We start from the raw sequence: 17361 nt of genomic DNA on the forward strand, positions 1-17361 counted from the left end.
ACCGAGGGCGTATGCCGTGTGCTGCCGATCCGCACGCCCGCTCGGGTGCGTGGATGCCCGGTCAGAGGTCTCGCCGGAGGCACGGTCGGTCGCTCGGACGGCGTGGTCACGCGCGTCGTTCGGAGCGGCCGCGTCGTCGGCTTGGTCGGGCGACCTGGCCGGCCAGCTGGTCGACCAGCTCGTCGACCGAGGAGCCGAGCGAGAAGGCCAGCAGGGCAGCGCCGGTTCAAACACGGCATACCCGTTGGTGGCCGTTGGGCCCCGCGATGGTCAGGGGCGGAGCAGCACCTTGATGGCGCGGCGCTCGTCCATGGCCTTGTAGCCCTCGGCGACCTCGTCGAGCGGGAGCGTCAGGTCGAAGACCTTGCCGGGGTTGATGCGGCCGTCGAGGACGCGCTCGAGCAGGTCGGGCAGGTAGGTGCGGACCGGCGCCATGCCGCCGGCGAGGCCGACGTTGCGGACGAACATCTGCCGCACGGGCAGCTCGACGCCGTGCGGCGCGCCGACGAAGCCGACGCTCGAGCCCGGACGGGCGATGCGGAAGGCGGTCTTCATCGACTGGTCGGTGCCGACGCACTCGAGCACCGAGTCGGCGCCGATGCCGTCGGTCAGCTCGAGGATGGCCTCGACGCCGGCGTCGTCGCGCTCGGCCACGGTGTCGGTGGCGCCGAACTCGCGGGCGAGCTTCTGGCGGGGCTCGTGGCGCGACATGGCGACGATGCGCTCGGCGCCGAGCTCCTTGGCGGCGATGACGCCGCACAGGCCGACGGCGCCGTCGCCGATGACGACGGCGGTGCCGCCGGGGCTCACGCGCGAGGAGACGGCGGCGTGCCAGCCGGTCGCCATGACGTCGGCGAGGGTCAGCAACGACGGGATGAGGGCGTCGTCGGGCATGCCGTCGGTCTTGACGAGGCTGCCGTCGGCCTGGTCGACCCGGACGAGCTCGGCCTGGCCGCTCTCGGTCCAGCCCTGGTGCTCGCACACCGACGTCATGCCGGCGCGGCAGTGCGGGCAGGTGTTGTCGCAGTGGACGAACGGGATGACGACGAAGTCGCCCTGGGAGAAGTGGCTGACCTCGGAGCCGACCTCCTCGACGACGCCGACCGCCTCGTGGCCGATGGTCGAGCCGGCGGTGATCGGGTTGGCGCCGCGGTAGGGCCACAGGTCCGAGCCGCAGATGCAGCCGGCGACGACGCGCACGATGGCGTCGGTCGGCTCCTCGATCGTCGGGTCGGGGACCTCGGAGAGGCGGATGTCGCCAGGGGCATGGATCGTCGTCGCGCGCATGACCCAATCCTTACCCACCGGGCCCCTTCGCTGGAGGGGCGCTTGCTCGCGCTGGGCTGGGGCGCGATGGCTGGCTCGCGGTGGCTGGGTCGCGCTCGCGGGGCGAGGCGGCGCTCGCGGCGTGGAGCGTCGGCGGCCGTCCTCGCCCAACGCTCGCTTTCGTATGCCGTGGGCCGCCGCCGATGCCGCTCCCACCCCCACGCCCCGCTCCCGCTCGAACCCCCGCGTCGAGTGGGCACTTTGCTGCGAGTTGTCCACAGGAACCTGGCCCCCTGCCTGTGGACAGGTGTCGCAAAGTGCCCACTCGACGGTTTGGGGGACTTCAGCCAGTCGAGTGGGCAGTTTGCGTCGGTCAGCCGCGGGGGCGGAGGTGGAGGTTGGGGAGCTCGGGGGCGGGGAGGGTGTGGTCCCAGGCCTCGGGGAAGGTGCCGTAGCGCGCGTCGGGCGGGGCGGCGGCATACGACCCCTGCTCGCGTGCCGCGCGCTCGCGCTGCCAGTCGGCGCGGAAGCCGACGACCTCGTCGTGGCTGCGGCCGATGAAGTTCCACCACATGACGATCTGCTCGCCGAACGGCGTGCCGCCGAGGATGAGGAAGCGCGCCGGCTCGTCGTGACCGGCCTCGACGGTGATGCGGTCGGCTCCGGTGGGCTGGAAGAGGATCTCGCCGGGCTTGGCAGTCGCGCCGCCGACGGTGAGCGTGCCGGTGTCGCAGAGCAGTCCGTGCTCGTGGGCAGCGTCGAGGGCGATCGTCAGCGAGGCGCCGGGTTGCAGCGTGACCTCGGCACCCACGAGGTCGGAGAACATCGTCACCGGCGACGTCTGGCCGAAGAGCGTGCCGAGGAAGACGAGCACGCGGGCGCCGTCGACCTCGGTGACCGGCGGCGCGTAGTGCTCGAAGCCAGGGGCGGTGAAGCGGTCGCTCTCCGGGAGGGCCACCCACAGCTGCGCGCCGTGCAGGACGGTCGTCTCGGGCGTCGAGTACTCCGAGTGGGCGATGCCCGAGCCGGCGGTCATGATGTTGAGCTCGCCCGGGTGGACGAAGGCGTGGGCGCCGGTCGTGTCGCGGTGCTCGACCTCCCCGGAGAAGAGCCACGACACCGTCTGCAGGCCGGTGTGCGGGTGACCGGGGACGACCATGCCGCCGGTCTGCGACACGTCGTCGGGGCCGTAGTGGTCGACGAAGCACCACGCGCCGATGAGCGAGCGCTCGCGCTGCGGCAGGCTGCGCCGGACCGGCATCGCGCGCGGGCCACCGAGCGGCACCTCGCGGTAGGGCAGGACGGTGACGGTGTGCTGGTGCTCGGCCGGCTCGGGGGCGTCGGCCCCGCAGACGACCTCGATGGGGTGGCGGTCGGGATTGCTCACGGTTTCAGGCTAGGCCCAGGCATGCAGGTGCGGTTGCTACGTTGCGCCCATGACCGAGCCTGCCGCCACCGACGCCACTGCTGCTGCCGCCGCGTCGACGACCCGGCGCTGGTCGGCCTGGCGCGTCGTGTGGTGGTTCGGCTTCGTCAGCCTCGCCGCCGACATGGTCTACGAGGGCGCCCGCTCGATGTACGGGCCGCTGCTCGCCTCCCTCGGCGCCAGCGCCCTCGTCGTCGGCCTCGTCACCGGCGCGGGCGAGGCGATGGCGCTCGTGCTGCGCCTCGTCTTCGGGCCGCTCGCCGACCGGACCGGCCGCTACTGGGGCCTGACGATCGCCGGCTACGGGCTCACTGCGGTCTGCGTGCCGCTGCTGGCCGTCACGCCCTTCGTCGGCGGGGCCGGCCTCGTCCTCGCCGCCGTCCTCATCCTCCTCGAGCGCTCGGGCAAGGCGGTGCGCAGCCCGTCGAAGTCGGCGCTGCTCGCCCACGTCGCGACGGCGGTCGGGCGGGGCCGCGGCTTCGGGCTGCACAAGGCGCTCGACCAGGTCGGCGCGCTCAGTGGGCCGCTGCTGGTGGCAGCCGTCGTCGCCGCTGCGTCCGGGGTGATCTGGCCCGGCATGGCGGTCCTCGCGATCCCCGGGGCAGTGGCGATGCTGCTGCTCTTCGTCATCCGCTCGCGTGTGCCTGACCCGTCCGTCTACGACGGCACCTCCGCCGCTACGGCCGCCTCGGAGACCGTTGCGGCGCCGGGCGTTCCGGCGCGTCGCGGGCTGCGCGGCTGGTTCGCCGACGCGGTCGGGTCGGGCCTGCCGCGCGAGTTCTTCGGCTACGCGCTGGCGGCCGGGCTCACGACCGGTGGGCTCGTCACGTTCGGGATCCTCGGCTACCACCTGACCGTCGACCGCCTCGTCCCCGTCGCGGCCGTGCCCGTCGTGTATGCCGGCGCGATGGGTGTCGAGGCGCTCGCCGCCCTCGGGGTGGGCCTGGTCTACGACCGCCGCGGCGGCGCCGTGCTGTATGCCGTGCCGGTGCTCGTCGCGCTCGTGCCCCCGCTCGCCCTGTCGGGCACCGTGTGGGTTGCGCTCGTCGGGGTAGCGGTGTGGGGCCTGGCCTACGGCGTGCAGGACTCGACGGTGAAGGCGCTGGTCGCGGAGGTCGTGGAGGCACCGAGGCGCGCGACGGCATACGGCGTCTTCGCGGGGGTGCAGGGAGCGTTCGCGATCGTGGGTGGCGTCGTCGCCGGGTGGCTCTACGACCGGTCGCTGCCGGCGCTGGTCGTCGTCGTGGCGGTGAGCCAGGTCGTCGCGCTGGCGCTGCTCGTCCGGACCGTCCACACCCTGCACCACCGACCCGCCTGACACCCGAGAGCCCGCCTGACACGCGCGAACGCGGCGTTCGGTCTCGAAAACCGTGTTCTAACACTGAGTTCGAGACCGAACACCGCGTTCGGTGGGTGAAGCAGGGGTGGGGCCGGGTCAGCTCACGGCGTCGAGGGCGTCGACGACACCCTCACCGAAGTAGCTGTTGTCCTCGACCGGTCCGACGCAGGCCGGCCCGGCGGTGGTGGTGCCGCAGGCCTTGTCGTCGGCCTGCTCACGCAGCTTCTCGATCATCTGCGCGGGCGTCCACGTCGGGTGCACCGACTTCATCAGGGCGAGCACACCGGCGACGTGCGGCGAGGCCATCGAGGTGCCGCTCTTGGTGCCGTAGCCGTTGTTCGCGACCACCGTCGAGAGGATCGAGGAGCCGGGGGCGGCGACGTCGATCTTGCCGAGGCCGCGGTTGCTGAACGACGACAGGCGGCTGTCCATCGTGCCGGCCGGGAAGCGCTGCATCGACGACACGGTGACGACGCCGTCGAGCTCGGCCGGGATGTCCTCGCAGCCGCTGTTGAGCGTGCGGGTCACGAAGCCCGAGGACGGCTGGTCGTCGGGGCTCGTCGTGTCCTTGAACGACGACTTGTCAGCCAGGTCGTGCGCCGAGTTGCCGGCAGCGGCGGCGTGGACGACACCCTGCTTCGTCGACCACTCGACGGCGCGGCGGACGGCCTCCTTGGCGGCCAGCTGGTCGGGCTGGTCGTCGCACCAGAACTCGAACGGGTCGACGTAGTAGCTGTTGTTCGTCACGTCCATGTGCTTGAGGCCGGCCTCGACGAAGCCGCACACGGCGTACTCCGGGTAGATGAAGCCGGCGTCGTTGACGACCTTGACCGAGGCGAGGCGCACGTTCGGGGCGACGCCGACGATGCCGACGCCGTTGCGGGCCGCGGCGATCGTGCCGGCGACGTGGGTGCCGTGGTCGCTCGTCGTGGGCTCCCAGCCGGTTGTGGACGGGCGGCCCGCGTCGGTGCAGTTGACCGAGTTGGCGACGTCGAGGTTGGCCACGAGGTCGGGGTGGTCGGCGTCGATGCCGCTGTCGAGCACGCCGACGAGGACGTTGCGCGAGCCGTCGGTGATCTTGTGGGCCTGGTCGGCCTTGATCATCTTGAGGTCCCACTGCTCGCCCTCGCGGGGGTCGGTGGTCGCTGCAGGCGTGGGGTCGGACTCGACGTCGCCGTTGAAGGGCTTCTTGGCGCCCTGCTTGTAGCCGGACGCGCCGCGTCCCCAGGAGGCGCCGGCGGCCTCGGGCGTGCCCTCGGAGACGGCGACGGTGCGGCTCGCGCCGACGGACTGGACCGCGTTGCCGCCCTTGGTGACGACGTCGGTGCGGAAGGTCGAGACCTTCGAGTGGGCGATGACGACGCCGATTTGCGGCCACGACTGCACGACGACGCCGCCGGCGGCCTTGACGGCGTTCTCGACGAGGCGCGTCTGGCCGGGGCTGGCGATGCGCGCGTTGACGACGTAGCTCATGAGCTGGCCGTCGGGGGTGTTGATGGTGACCGGCGTGGAGGCCGGCTCGGCGAGCGGTGCAGCGTGCGCGGCGGTGGCGAATCCGCCGAAGGCGGCCGAGGAGGCCAGGGCGATCGACGCGACGGCGACCGCGCCGCGCCGGGTCAGGGGGTGTGGCATGTGTGAGCTCCCATGGAGTGAGGGATGATTCGCCGCCCTGGGTCGGGTGACAGGGCTCATCCTCGGGGGCTACCGGCGAGTTTCACAGGCCTCGGATGTTCAAGATTTGGCAAGTTCTGCGGACGGCTCCGGCGCGCGCGTCAGCGGGCCGAGGGCGATGAGCAGGAGCAGCGACCCCAGCGGAAGGAGTCCCCACGGCACGGCGAGGACGACTCCGGCGAGCCCGGCGAGCGCGAGCGACCCGACGGGCAGGCGACCCTCGACCGTCAGCGCGGTGAGCACGAGGCCGAGCCCGGCCGCGGTCAGCACCGGGCCACCCCAGGTCAGGGCCGGCGGCAGGGCCGACCCGAGCAGCCCGGAGACGTGGCCGAGCGAGACGGCCGCGGTCGCGCCGGCACCGAAGGACGCGAGCAGCGCGGCCGGCGTCGCCACCGGGAGGTGACGCAGCTGCCGGCCCAAAGCCATTGTCAGCCAGGCGAACCCGCCGACCGCCACGACGAGGAGTATGCCGGCCGCTACCGTCAGCGCCCCCTGCTCGCGAGCGTTGACGAGCCCTCCGAGAGGACCGAGGTCGTCGAGCGTGCCCGGTCGGCGCAGCTGGTCGAGCTGGTCCAGGCCGTCGACCCAGGCGACGATCCCGTGCCCGAAGAGCACGAGCGGGGTGAGCAGCGCCAGCAGCGGCACACGGTCGAGGACGTCCGTCGCGCCTGCCCGGCCGGTCCCGCTCGCTCGGGCGGCTGCGGCCGTCGCGGTGGTCGCGGCCCGGGGTGGAGACACGGTGCTCGTCGTCATGCCACCAGCGTGGCCGGGCGCGAGTGCGCTGCCCATCGGGGTCGACCCCCACCGGGCCCCGAACCGTCCCTGAGTGTCGGCCCGGTCGCGGCTCGGGCAGGCTGTCGTTTTTGTCCATTTGGAAGACTTCGACCCGATGTGGCCCTAGGTTGGGGAGGCATCAGCTGTGCTCTGGCCGGCTGCCGGCCTGCGGTCGATCGGGGTAGACATGGCGGTTCGCTTCAACACTCCTCCGGGATGGCCCGTGCCTCCTGACGCCTGGGCGCCGCACGACGACTGGATGCCGGACCCCGCCTGGCCCACGCCGCCGCGGGGCTGGGAGTTCTGGACCGTCGTCGAGCACGAGGCGACCGCTCCCGCGACGGGCGTGCACGCATACGGCACCGACCGGGGCAGCTGGCTGGCGAGCCTGCGAGCTCGCGGCGCGGCGGCGAAGGCCACGGTGGCCGCGCCGGCCGGCCCCGAGCGGGAAGCCGCGGGCGGCGAGTGGGAGCTGGACGGGCTGCTGACCTCGGCCGGCCGGGCGGAAGCCTGACATGGACCTCCCGCTGAGGGTCGCGCCCGAGGTGCGGCTCCGCTCCTCGGCGTCCGGCCTGCGCGCCGCCCTCGGCGAGGGAACAGACGGCGTGGATGCGCGAGCCGAGGAGGGCCGCCGCGCGCCGGCACGACTCGCAGACCTCGAGCACCGCGCTCGCACAGCCCAGGACGCCGGGGACGTGCAGGCGCTGCGTGACGTCGAGGAGGCGCTCACGTCGCTGCACCTGGAGAACCACCCGCTGCGCCGGCGGCCCGATCCGCCAGGCCAGACCGCGCTGCCCGCCAAGGAACGGGCCATGCTGCAGCGCAAGGCCCTTCGCTCGGCACAACCCAAGATCTCCGTGTTCAAGCGGGCGGCACGTGCCAAGACGCGGGCTGTCGCCGAGACCGAGGCGGACCACTTCGTGCGCACCCTGGACGTGGCGCACGCCGTCATCGCCCAGCACCGGGCCGCCGCGGTGGACGACCGGTGGAACGCGCTCTCCGGCCACGACCGGAGCGCGGTCATTGCCGAGCTCGAGGCGGTGTTCGCTGCCGAAGAGCCCTGCTGCACCTGCGTCGACGCCGGCTGGAACGGCGGCACGTCGCGCGCCTTCGTCACGGTCGTGGCGCGCTTCCCCGGACTCGACCTCGTCGCCGAGCGCGGTCCCGGCGCCTCGTCGAGCGGTCGCGGCATGCTGCACCCCCGCACGCAGGCAGAGCGGAATGCCTTGTACCTCAGCGCGATCGCCTCGTTCGGCCTTACCACGGTGCGCCGCGTCATCAGCGTCGCCGTCACGGCCGACGACGTCCACCTGCTCGTCGTCCGCGCCGCCGGGGACGGGAAAAGGCTCGAGCCGGTCTACGTCGGCACCATCACCCGCGAGGACGTCACCCTCCGGCCCGTCATGGCGGACCCGGTGCCGCTGCTGCTCGCCGCGGCGACGCGGCCCGTGCGCTTCGACGGTCCGGCGCACGACCTCGTGGCGCTCGATCCCGACCCGGTCGTCGACGCCGTCGTGCGGGCGTGCGCCGACGCGCTCGAGGACCACGAGCTCGACGGGCTGCTCGAGGGCGCCACGGACTGAGGGGCTGAGCCGCTAGAGGTCACGGCGCACGAGGCGCCCAAGCGCGAGCTGGGCCAGCGGCCGGTAGCCGAGCACCACCAGCGCCGGCCCGTCGATGACGAGCCCGGTCGCGCAGCCGCCGGGCGCCGATCGCACGGTGTGCTCGAGCGTGGCCTGCACCGGGCCGTACCGCACGTGCCAACGCCACTCCATCGCCTCGGCGTCGACGTCGAGCACCTCGAAGGGCACCCGCACCCCGAGCGGACCGACGACGAGCCCGGTCAGCCCGGTCGAGAGCGTCGGGGTGGCGGCGATGACGTCGGAGATCTGCGGCGACCACGTCGGCCACAGCGAGAGGTTCTCGTAGCGGCTCCACGCGATCGCCGGCTCGGCGTCCCCGGTGACCGTGATCGACGACCGCATGGTTGCCCAGCCCCGCCCGGCCGCTCAGGCCCCGTCGGCGGGCGCCGGCCCGTCGACGTTGACGGTCGCGGTGCCCGACCCGCAGCGCACGATGACCGCGCGTGACGTGTCGTCGCCCGGGTTCGACTCGCGGTGGACGGCCCCGGCCGGCACGCGGAGGAAGTCACCCGGCCCGGCCTCGGCGACAACCGACCCGCCGGGACCGGACTCGAGCCGCATCCGCCCCGAGACGACGTAGAGCGTCGTGTCGTGGTCGCCGTGGTGGTGCCACCCGGAGACGGCGCCGGCCTCGGTGTCGACGGTGCCCGACCACATCGTCTCGGTCTGCAGCGCCACCTGCCGGCTCATCCCCGGCGTCGGGTCGGCCGGGCTGAGCGCATCGCCCGGCACGACGGTGCACGGCTGCGCCGCGGTGGTGGGCTGGTCGGGCTGCGGGGTCATGACCCCATCCAATCCCCACCGACAGCCGTGCGGAAGTGGCCTCTCGATGTCGCAAAGTGCCCACTCGACGTGGAGGGGGGTGCTCGCCGGGTGGGGCGAGGGTCGTCAGGGGCGGTGCGCTTTGGCAGGGTGGGCGCATGAGGACCGACCACTTCATCCGTTTCGAGCACGTCGACTCCGTCGAGCAGACCGAGCGCGGTCTGCTCGCGCGCCTGCACGGCGAGCTGCTGCGGGTGGAGCCCGTGCGCCCCGACGTCGTGCGCCTCCAGCTGAGTCGCGGGGGAGCGTTCGAGGAGCAGCCGACGTATGCCGTGTGCGTCGACCCGCTCGGCGCCGACGGTGGCGAGGCGGTGGCGTGGCAGGCGGCCGAGTCCGACGGCGCGTGGAAGCTCAGCACGGACGAGCTGGTCGTGACGCTGTGGCTCGACCCGTTCCGCGTCGACGTGCACCGCACCGACGGGTCGGTCGTCCTCGAGTCCGCGCCCGACGCCGAGGGCCGCTACTGGACCTACGCCACCCTCAACGACGCCTGGACGACCCGCCGCCGGATCGGCCGCGACGACGCCGTCTACGGCCTCGGCGAGAAGGGCGGCCGGCACAACCGGCGCGGTCGCGACTTCACCCTGTGGAACACCGACGTCCTCAACGGCCACTCGACGGCCGAGTTCCGCGCCGGCCTCGACCCGGACGACCCGCGCGCCGACATGACGAGCACCGAGTTCGACCCGTACTACGTCTCCATCCCGTTCTTCTACCGCCGCGACGCCGAGACCGGGGCGGCGATGGGCTCGTTCGTCGACAACGGCTACCGCGGCTCCTACGAGTTCAGCGCCGACGACGAGTACCGCGTCTCCTTCCACGGCGGCCAGTGGACCGAGTACGTCTTCGCCGGGCCCTCGATGGCGACGATCCTCGAGCGCTACACCTGGCTGACCGGCCGAGCCTCGCTCCCGCCGATCTGGTCGCTCGGCTTCCACCACTGCCGCTGGCACGCGTACACGCAGAAGGACGTCGAGGTCATCGCCCAGCGCTACCGCGACGACGAGTTCCCCTGCGACGCGATCTGGCTCGACATCGACTACATGGACGGCTACCGCGTCTTCACGTGGGACTCCGAGCGCTACCCCGACCCGGCCGGCATGCTCAAGGGCCTGGCCAACCAGGGCTTCCGCACCATCTCGATCGTCGACCCGGGCGTCAAGCACGACCCCGGCTACGCGGTCTACGACGACGGCCTGGCCAAGGACGTCTTCTGCCGCACCGAGGGCGGCGACACCTACATCGGGCAGGTCTGGCCGGGCAACACCGCCTTCCCCGACTTCGCGACGCCCGAGGCCCGCGCCTGGTGGGGCGACCTCAACGCCAAGCACGTCGAGTCGGGCCTGGCCGGCATCTGGAACGACATGAACGAGCCGGCGACCGGCGAGATCCCACCGGAGCGGATGCTCTTCGACAAGGGCACCGCGTCGCACGAGCGCTACCACAACCAGTACGCGCTGCTCATGGCCATGGGCACGATCGAGGGCCTGCGCGCCGCCCGCCCGAACGACCGCACCTTCATCCTCTCCCGCGCCGGGTTCGCCGGGATCCAGCGCTACGCGGCGAACTGGATGGGCGACAACCAGGCCCGCTGGGACCACCTTTGGGTCAGCATGCCGATGGCGTGCGGCTTCGGCCTGTCGGGCCAGCCGTTCGTCGGCGCCGACATCGGCGGCTTCCAGGGCGACACGAACCCGGAGCTGTTCCTGCGCTGGTTCCAGATGGGGGTGCTGACCCCGTTCTGCCGCAACCACTCCGAGACCGGCAACATCGACCAGTACCCGTGGTCGTTCGGCCCCGAGATCCACGACCTGACCCGCGAGGCGGTCCGGCTGCGCTACCGGCTCATGCCCTACCTCTACTCCGCGTTCGTCCGGGCGGCCGAGACCGGTGAGCCAGTGCAGCGACCGCTCGTCCTCGACTACCAGGACGACCCGAACGTCGTCGACGTCGACGACCAGTACCTCTTCGGCCGCGACCTGCTCGTCGCGCCGGTCACCGAGGCCGGCATGACCTCGCGTTCGGTCTACCTCCCCGCCGGCGACTGGTACGACTGGTACACCGGCGAGCTGCACCCCGGCGGCCAGCGCATCACCGTCGAGACGCCACGCGAGCACATCCCGCTCTTCGCCCGCGCCGGCGCCGCGATCCCGATGTGGACCGAGGTGCCCGCCTCGACCGACGGCTACCGCCCCGAGGCCATCGAGCTGCACGTCTTCGACCCGGTCGTCGACGGCCGCTGGGAGTCGCGGCTCGTCGAGGACGACGGCCTCACCGCGGCGCACGAGCCCGCCGTCGAGCCCGAGCGCCTCACCACGACCGTCGTCGTCACCCGCGCGGACGGCGAGGTGTCCGTCGAGCACGAGACCACCGGGCCCGGGTATGCCGGCCACGCCCGCACCCGCTTCGACGTCGTCCGCCACCAGCCCGCCTGAGAGCGCGACCGCGCGGGCTGCCTTGGACGGTCAGGGCGCCCGGCGCGGCATGGGCTGGGAGGGGGCGGACGGCATACGACCCCCTCGTCTCCAGCTCAGCTCGAGCGGGAGACGGTGGTCGCTCCGCCGATGAAGCAGGTGCCCAGGGTGGGGCACTCGGGGGCGGAGGGCATGCCGTCCGGGGCGTAGCTGTCGCCGTCGGACCACTTCCCCCGGATCCAGGTGGGCGTGCTGTAGTCGTTGGAGTAGGCGTGCGTGGCCAGGCAGTACCCGGCCGTGAGGCACGAGATGTTGCCGATCCGGTACGCCGAGAAGTCCACGGGGTGGGCGGTCCAGGTGGAGCCGTTCCACTGCGCCCAGTTGCCGGCGTCGACGACGGCGATGCACATGGACGGGGCGCCGCAGGAGAGCAGGGCGCCGGCGGCGGGGAAGCCCGTCGGCAGGCGCTGGGTCGAGGTCAGGGAGCTGCCGACGTAGCGGCGGTAGGTGCCGTCGGAGGACAGGAGCATGCACGGCCCGCCCGGGGCGCAGGAGACGCGCGGGCCGGTGCCGTAGCTGTCGGGAAGGGCGGCCACGGGCGTCGCCCAGCCGGTGCCGGTGAAGCGAGACGCGCGGCCCTGGTCGTCGACGGCGAGGCACAGGGTGGGGCTCGCGCACGACACGTCCTGGGCCAGCAGCGGCATGCTCTTGAGGGCTCCCCACGAGCCGTTGGCCCAGACCCGGTAGTCCTTGTTGACGGTGTCGACGGCGAGGCAGAAACCGGCGCCGGAGCACTCCACGATGGCCGGCTGGCTGAAGTACTTCCCCCAGCGCCTCCACGCGGTGCCGTTCCACGCGAGGAGCCAGCCGTTGCGGTCCACGAAGTAGCACGCGGTGGCCGTGCGGCAACCGATGCGGCCGACGCCGCCGGTCGTCTGGTCGTAGGTCGTCACGAAGCGCCAGTGGCTGGTCGACGTCCATCTGTAGAACCGGCCGCGGTCGTCGACGGCGAAGCAGGCGCCACCCGTGCGCGGGCACGAGACGGCCCGCATCCGGCCGATGCCGGCGCTGAGGCGAGAGCGCTCGACGACCGCGCTGCCCGACCACCGCTGGACGTCGTTCCAGTTCACGGCCATGCACAACGTCGCCGAGCCGCACGAGACCTGGCTCGTGTCGTTGCCGACCGGGGTCGGGACCATCAAACGGGAGGACCACGTCGTCCCGGCGACCGTCACACGCGCGCCCCGTTCGCCCAGGGCGAGGCAGGTCGTCGTCGAGCACGAGATGCTGAACGGGTTGCCCTGCTGCATGTCACCGAGGTAGCCCGTGTGCCAGGCAGAGCCCAGCAGGGTGCCGCGCCAGTTGCTCTCGGTGGTGGTGCTGGTGGCGATGGCGAAGCAGCGTCCGGCCGCCTGGCACGCGACGTCGTTCCACTGCACCCCGCGCAGGCTCCCGATGCGCACCGGTGTGCTCCAGGTCGTGCCGACCCGAGTCGTCGACCAGCCGTCGCGGCGGATCGCGAGGCAGTACGTCGCCGAGGGGCAGTCGACCGAGGTCCACCCGGAGGAGGGTGCGCGAGCCGGCCGCCAGGCGCCGTTCACGAACTCGACGATGCTCGCACCGTGGATCGCGAGGCACCGGCCCGCGGTGGGGCACGTCAGCGACCAGACGACGGCTTCGGACTCCGGGTCCGGCGAGGCGGCGAACGCGTGCACCGCCTTGGACCAGGTCGATCCGGACATCACCTGGTAGGAGCCCATGTTGTCGACCGCCATGCACCACGTGCTCGTGGCGCAGGCCATCGCTCCGGGCCACCCGGCATACGGGCTGACGACGGTCGTCGTCCAGGTGCGGTGCGTGGTGACGCCGACGCCAGAGCTCACGGGGCCGCGCCGGCCCGACGCGTCCTGGGCGACGACGGTGTAGGAGTAGCCCTCGCCGGGGACGAGACCGGTGTCGGTGACGCTCGAGTCGGTGCCGGTGTAGATCGAGTGGGTGGCGCCTCTCGGGTCCGTGCGGGTGACGACGACCGCAGCGACGCCGGGATCGGTCGGGCTCTGCCAGCTGACCAGGGCGGTCGAGGAGCTGGTCGCCTTGACGGCCAGGCCCGCAACGACCTGGACCCCGGTGGTGGTGCGCAGCGACCGGGGCGGGAGGTAGCCGCCCGCGCCGTCGTCGCCCCAGAGGGTGTAGCGGTAGGTCGTCCACGGCGCCACGTCGGTGTCGACGGCGCGCAGGTCCGTGCCGGCGTAGACCAGCGTGCCGCCGGTCGGCGTCGGTGTGCCGCTGCCGTCGTCGCGTCGGACCATGAAGGTCGAGATGCCGGCGGCCTTCCAGGTCAAGGTGACCCAGACCGTGCTGGGACTGACGCCCGTCCAGGCGAGGTACCCGCTAATGGTCGGCGTACTCGTCGGCGAGCTGGTCGTCGGGTCCGGCGTGCTGGTCGTCGGGTCCGGCGTTGCGGTGTCGGTCGACGTCTCGGTCGGCGTCGACGTGTCGGTCGGCGTTCCCGTCACAGTGGCAGTGGCAGTCGGGTCGGACGTCGGTGTTGTCGCGGCGCTCGACGAGCCGGCACCGAGCAGCGCCAGGGCGGTGAGGGCGGCGGTGACCCCGGCGACGACGTGAGGGGTGAAACGGCGATGACGGGTCTGCGCAGCCACGAGATGCCCCTGTCGGACGGCTGCCGGCGCCATGCCGGCGGGGCTGAGCGTAGACCCGGGCGCCCATATGCATGCCGGTTTCGCCTTCGCTAGGTTTCATGTATTTCGACTGGGTGTGGGCTGGGAGGCCAGCGCACGGCATACGCCCTCTTCGGGTATGCCGTGGGGTGCCCCTCGAGCGTCTCTTGAGCGGGTGACCCCCGAGCGGAAGACTGGCGCGCATGGCTGACACGGCGAAGAACGAGCAGGGCGAGCAGGGTCAGCAGGGAGGCGAGAGCCTCGTCACCGTCATCGTCGCGCTGGTCGCCAACGCGCTCATCGCGCTCGCGAAGTCGATCGTCGCGGTCATCACGGGCTCGGCGTCGATGGTGGCGGAGGCCGCGCACTCGTGGGCGGACTCGGGCAACGAGATCTTCCTGCTCATCGCCGAGCGCCGCGCCGGCAAGCCGCGGGATGCCTCGCACCCGTTCGGCTACGGCCGCGAGGCGTACGTGTGGTCGATGTTCGCGGCGTTCGGGCTCTTCGGTGCGGGCGCCGTCGTCTCGGTGTGGCACGGCATCACGGCGCTCGGGCACGAGGAGCCGGAGACGTCGTACTTCTGGGCATATGCCGTGCTGGCCATCGCCTTCGTGCTCGAGGGCGCGTCGTTCTTCCAGGCGTCGCGGCAGACCCGGGCCGAGGCCCGCCGACGCGGGCTGCACCCGCTGCGCTTCGTCGCCAACACCTCGAACCCGACGCTGCGGGCCGTCTTCGCCGAGGACGCGGCCGCGCTCGTCGGCCTAGTCATCGCGGGGCTCGGCATCTTCCTGCACCAGGTGACGGGCAACGCGGTCTTCGACGCGATCGGGTCGATCCTCGTCGGGCTGCTGCTCGGGGTCGTCGCGATCTTCCTCATCGGCCGCAACCGTGACTTCCTCGTCGGGCAGAGCGTGCGACCGGAGCTGTGGCGGCAGGCGTACGACGACCTGCAGGGCAGCGGCGAGGTGGAGCGGGTGACGTTCCTGCACCTCGAGTTCGTCGGGCCGGGGCGCGTCTTCCTCGTCGCCGCAGTCGATCTGACCGGCGACGACTCGGAGACGACGGTCGCCAACCGGCTCGCCGCCCTCGGCCACCGCATCGAGCAGCACGAGCTCGTCGAGCTGGCGATGATCACCCTGTCGAAGACGGACGCGCCGACGCTCGAGCCGGACGGTCCGGCGCCGGCTCGCCTCGCGGGTCGCTGAGCTGCGCGGGCGGCTGCCGGTCCGGCCGGTCTCGGGAGGCTGCCCCTCCTCATCATCGTCTCGCCCGGCCGCTAGCCTGTGCTCGCTCGCCGAACAACTCACGCTTCCCCGGGGGTCTCCCACATGCGCCGTGCCGCTTTCGCCTGCGCCGTTTCAGTCTTAGCTCTGTCCGCCTGTGGAGGCGAATCAACGCCGACTTCGGGGCCTTCGAGCACCGCTGTCTCTGCCTCAACCCAGCCTTCTGCCACGTCGTCTGCCCCCAAGGAGCTCGGGACGATCAAGGCGAGCGGGTTCGGCCAGCGTGACCAGCACGTGTGGGTGGCCGCAGTGGTGCACAACAACAGCACGTACGTCGGGCAGGCCGTCACGGTCAGCTTCAACGTGCTGGACGCCAAGGGCGTGCTGCTGAAGACGGAATCGCAGGTCGAGTCGTTCTACCGGCCGGGTGCTGACCACGCGCTCGGCACCCAGGTGAGCCTGGAGCCGGGGCAGAAGGCTGCCAAGGTCGAGGCGTCGCTGGACGTGGAGGCGAACGGCACCTTCAGCGACAAGCCGTTCCCGGTCGCGCCTACGAGCCCCGTGAAGGTCGGCAAGGACGAGTATGGCCAGAGCGTCGCCTCCTTCGAGCTCACGAACCCGCTCACCGTGGCGCTGAAGTCGCCCCGAATCGAGATCGTGTGCACCAGCAAGGCAGGCGACATCGTCGGTGGCGGCATGTCCTACCCAGACCTCGTGCCCGCGTCCGGAAAGGTCAAGGTCGACGCCGGCATCCTCGTCTCGGGCAAGCCGGCGGCCTGCAGCGCCTACGTCGGGCCGGATCCGAGCTGGGACGGCGAGGGCGTGCCGGCCGCCGGTGCCACCACAGCGACCAGCACGGCGGACGCCAACGCGAGCGGGTCGGCCGAGGCCGCGTTCAAGACGTGGGTGCAGCAGTTCAACGCCAAGGACTGGGCCGGGCAGTACGAGACGCTCGTGAGCGCGCAGAAGGCGATCGTGTCCAAGCGCGCGTACGTCTCATGCCGATCCAAGACGGCGACGCCCACGTTCAAGTGGGTGAAGGTCCTGTCGGTCACCGACGGCGGCGCGGACGTCATCCCCGGAACCAAGGCGTCGCTGCCTTCGACGAAGGTCACCATCCAGGTGTCGCTGCAGGGCGCGAAGGTGCCGGTGACCGCGCACATGTACCAGGAGAACGGGCAGTGGCACTGGTCGATGACCCAGGAGAACATCGACGGCTGCGCCTGATGAGCCAGTGAAGCTGCGGTGCACGCGATGATCTTCGCCCTCGCACACAAGCCAAGCGGGCAGCTGGCCACCGCGCTCCTATAGCGGCGAACGAGGCGGATATTTCGCCTAGAGGCCGACGGAGCCCTGCATGATGCCGCCGTCGACGAAGACGGTCGTGGCCGTCGCGTAGCCGGAGCGGTCGGAGGCGAGGAAGACGACGGTGTTCGCGATCTCCTCGGGGGTGGCGAGCCGGGCCAGCGGGATCGCGGCGTCGAGGGCGCGCAGCTTCGTGGGGTCGGCGGTCGTCGTCGCGTTGATCGGGGTGTCGACCGCGCCCGGGCCGACGCCGACGACGCGGATGCCGTGCGGGCCGAGCTCGACGCCGGCGGTGCGGGTCAGCATCCGCATGCCGCCCTTGCTGACGCAGTAGGGGGTGTTGCCGGGCATCGGCCAGTCCTCGTGCACGGAGCTGACGTTGACGATGACCCCGCCGCTGCCTTGGGCGATGAACTGCTTCGCGGCGAGCTGGCTGCCGAAGAACGCGCTCTTGAGGTTGATCGCGAGCACCCGGTCGTAGGCGTCCTCGTCGGTGTCGAGCAGCGACGTGCGCGTCTCGATGCCGGCGTTGTTGATCCACACGTCGATGCGGCCGTATGCCGTGACCGCCGCCTCCACGAGGCGGTGCAGGTCCTCGACCTTGCTGACGTCGGCGTCGACGCTGATCGCCTCGGAGCCCTCGCGGGTGACCTCGTCGTCGACGGCCTGCGCGTCCTGGGGGTGCACGACGTAGTCGACGACGACCTTGGCGCCCTCGGCGCCGGCGACGTCGCAGATCGCGGCGCCGATGCCGCTGTTGCCGCCGGTGACGACGACGACCCTGTCCCTGAGCAGCATGG

Annotated in this window: 15 protein-coding genes; 7 read left to right on the top strand and 8 right to left on the bottom strand. The window is 72.1% G+C overall.

Annotated features, from left to right (window positions below; translation table 11 throughout):
- Nucleotides 1-270: 270 nt before the first annotated feature.
- Nucleotides 271-1287 carry a zinc-dependent alcohol dehydrogenase family protein gene (locus AB0316_RS02385; RefSeq protein ID WP_366270129.1) on the bottom strand — a complete coding sequence of 339 codons (1017 nt, stop codon included), beginning with the start codon at nt 1285-1287 and terminating at the stop codon, nt 271-273.
- A gap of 352 nt (nt 1288-1639) precedes the next feature.
- On the bottom strand, nt 1640-2653 hold the full coding sequence (locus tag AB0316_RS02390) for a pirin family protein (RefSeq protein WP_366270131.1): 1014 nt from the start codon (nt 2651-2653) through the stop codon (nt 1640-1642).
- 49 nt (nt 2654-2702) lie between these two features.
- Here AB0316_RS02390 and AB0316_RS02395 point away from each other — a divergent pair, with 49 nt between their 5' ends.
- Entirely contained in the window at nt 2703-4010 is a 1308-nt protein-coding gene (locus AB0316_RS02395; protein WP_366270133.1) for an MFS transporter, read from the top strand.
- Nucleotides 4011-4127: 117 nt separating this feature from the next.
- On the opposite strand, the gene AB0316_RS02400 is transcribed toward AB0316_RS02395, so the two are convergent.
- Both AB0316_RS02400 and AB0316_RS02405 read right to left on the bottom strand, forming a co-directional pair.
- Nucleotides 4128-5663, bottom strand: a complete 1536-nt coding sequence (locus AB0316_RS02400) for a S8 family serine peptidase (protein WP_366270134.1) — start codon at nt 5661-5663, stop codon at nt 4128-4130.
- A 99-nt stretch (nt 5664-5762) separates the two neighbouring features.
- The gene (locus AB0316_RS02405) at nt 5763-6455 is read right to left on the bottom strand and encodes a hypothetical protein (protein WP_366270136.1); all 693 of its coding nucleotides are present in this window, start codon (nt 6453-6455) and stop codon (nt 5763-5765) included.
- 244 nt (nt 6456-6699) lie between these two features.
- Between AB0316_RS02405 and AB0316_RS02410 the strand changes: the two genes are divergently transcribed.
- Together AB0316_RS02410 and AB0316_RS02415 are read left to right on the top strand one after the other, a co-directional pair.
- A complete protein-coding gene (locus tag AB0316_RS02410; RefSeq protein ID WP_366270137.1) occupies nt 6700-6990 on the top strand; it encodes a hypothetical protein in 291 nt (96 codons plus the stop codon).
- A gap of 1 nt (nt 6991) precedes the next feature.
- On the top strand, nt 6992-8059 hold the full coding sequence (locus AB0316_RS02415; protein WP_366270139.1) for a hypothetical protein: 1068 nt from the start codon (nt 6992-6994) through the stop codon (nt 8057-8059).
- Nucleotides 8060-8071: 12 nt separating this feature from the next.
- Here AB0316_RS02415 and AB0316_RS02420 read toward each other — a convergent pair whose 3' ends face one another.
- Both AB0316_RS02420 and AB0316_RS02425 read right to left on the bottom strand, forming a co-directional pair.
- A complete protein-coding gene (locus AB0316_RS02420; RefSeq protein WP_366270140.1) occupies nt 8072-8461 on the bottom strand; it encodes an SRPBCC family protein in 390 nt (129 codons plus the stop codon).
- Nucleotides 8462-8485: 24 nt separating this feature from the next.
- Entirely contained in the window at nt 8486-8902 is a 417-nt protein-coding gene (locus AB0316_RS02425) for a cupin domain-containing protein (RefSeq protein ID WP_366270142.1), read from the bottom strand.
- Nucleotides 8903-9039: 137 nt separating this feature from the next.
- Here AB0316_RS02425 and AB0316_RS02430 point away from each other — a divergent pair, with 137 nt between their 5' ends.
- Nucleotides 9040-11376 (top strand): TIM-barrel domain-containing protein, encoded by a 2337-nt coding sequence (locus tag AB0316_RS02430; RefSeq protein ID WP_366270144.1) that lies wholly within the window; start codon nt 9040-9042, stop codon nt 11374-11376.
- A 95-nt stretch (nt 11377-11471) separates the two neighbouring features.
- Here AB0316_RS02430 and AB0316_RS02435 read toward each other — a convergent pair whose 3' ends face one another.
- Nucleotides 11472-13664, bottom strand: a complete 2193-nt coding sequence (locus AB0316_RS02435; RefSeq protein WP_366270146.1) for a fibronectin type III domain-containing protein — start codon at nt 13662-13664, stop codon at nt 11472-11474.
- On the opposite strand from AB0316_RS02435, the gene AB0316_RS02440 reads away from it, so the two are divergent.
- The 3 genes from AB0316_RS02440 (at nt 13663) to AB0316_RS02450 (ending at nt 16483) form a co-directional block, all read left to right on the top strand.
- Nucleotides 13663-13980 carry a hypothetical protein gene (locus tag AB0316_RS02440; RefSeq protein ID WP_366270147.1) on the top strand — a complete coding sequence of 106 codons (318 nt, stop codon included), beginning with the start codon at nt 13663-13665 and terminating at the stop codon, nt 13978-13980. The two genes, AB0316_RS02435 and AB0316_RS02440, sit on opposite strands and share 2 nt — an antisense overlap.
- 256 nt (nt 13981-14236) lie before the next feature.
- Entirely contained in the window at nt 14237-15238 is a 1002-nt protein-coding gene (locus AB0316_RS02445) for a cation diffusion facilitator family transporter (RefSeq protein WP_366270149.1), read from the top strand.
- 318 nt (nt 15239-15556) lie between these two features.
- The gene (locus tag AB0316_RS02450; protein ID WP_366270151.1) at nt 15557-16483 is read left to right on the top strand and encodes a hypothetical protein; all 927 of its coding nucleotides are present in this window, start codon (nt 15557-15559) and stop codon (nt 16481-16483) included.
- A 108-nt stretch (nt 16484-16591) separates the two neighbouring features.
- Here the strand turns inward: AB0316_RS02450 and AB0316_RS02455 are convergent, their stop codons facing one another.
- The gene (locus AB0316_RS02455; RefSeq protein ID WP_366270153.1) at nt 16592-17359 is read right to left on the bottom strand and encodes a glucose 1-dehydrogenase; all 768 of its coding nucleotides are present in this window, start codon (nt 17357-17359) and stop codon (nt 16592-16594) included.
- Between the last annotated feature and the right edge of the window lie 2 nt (nt 17360-17361).

Source organism: Terrabacter sp. NPDC080008 (genome assembly GCF_040702505.1).
In the GTDB taxonomy this organism is placed as follows: domain Bacteria; phylum Actinomycetota; class Actinomycetes; order Actinomycetales; family Dermatophilaceae; genus Terrabacter.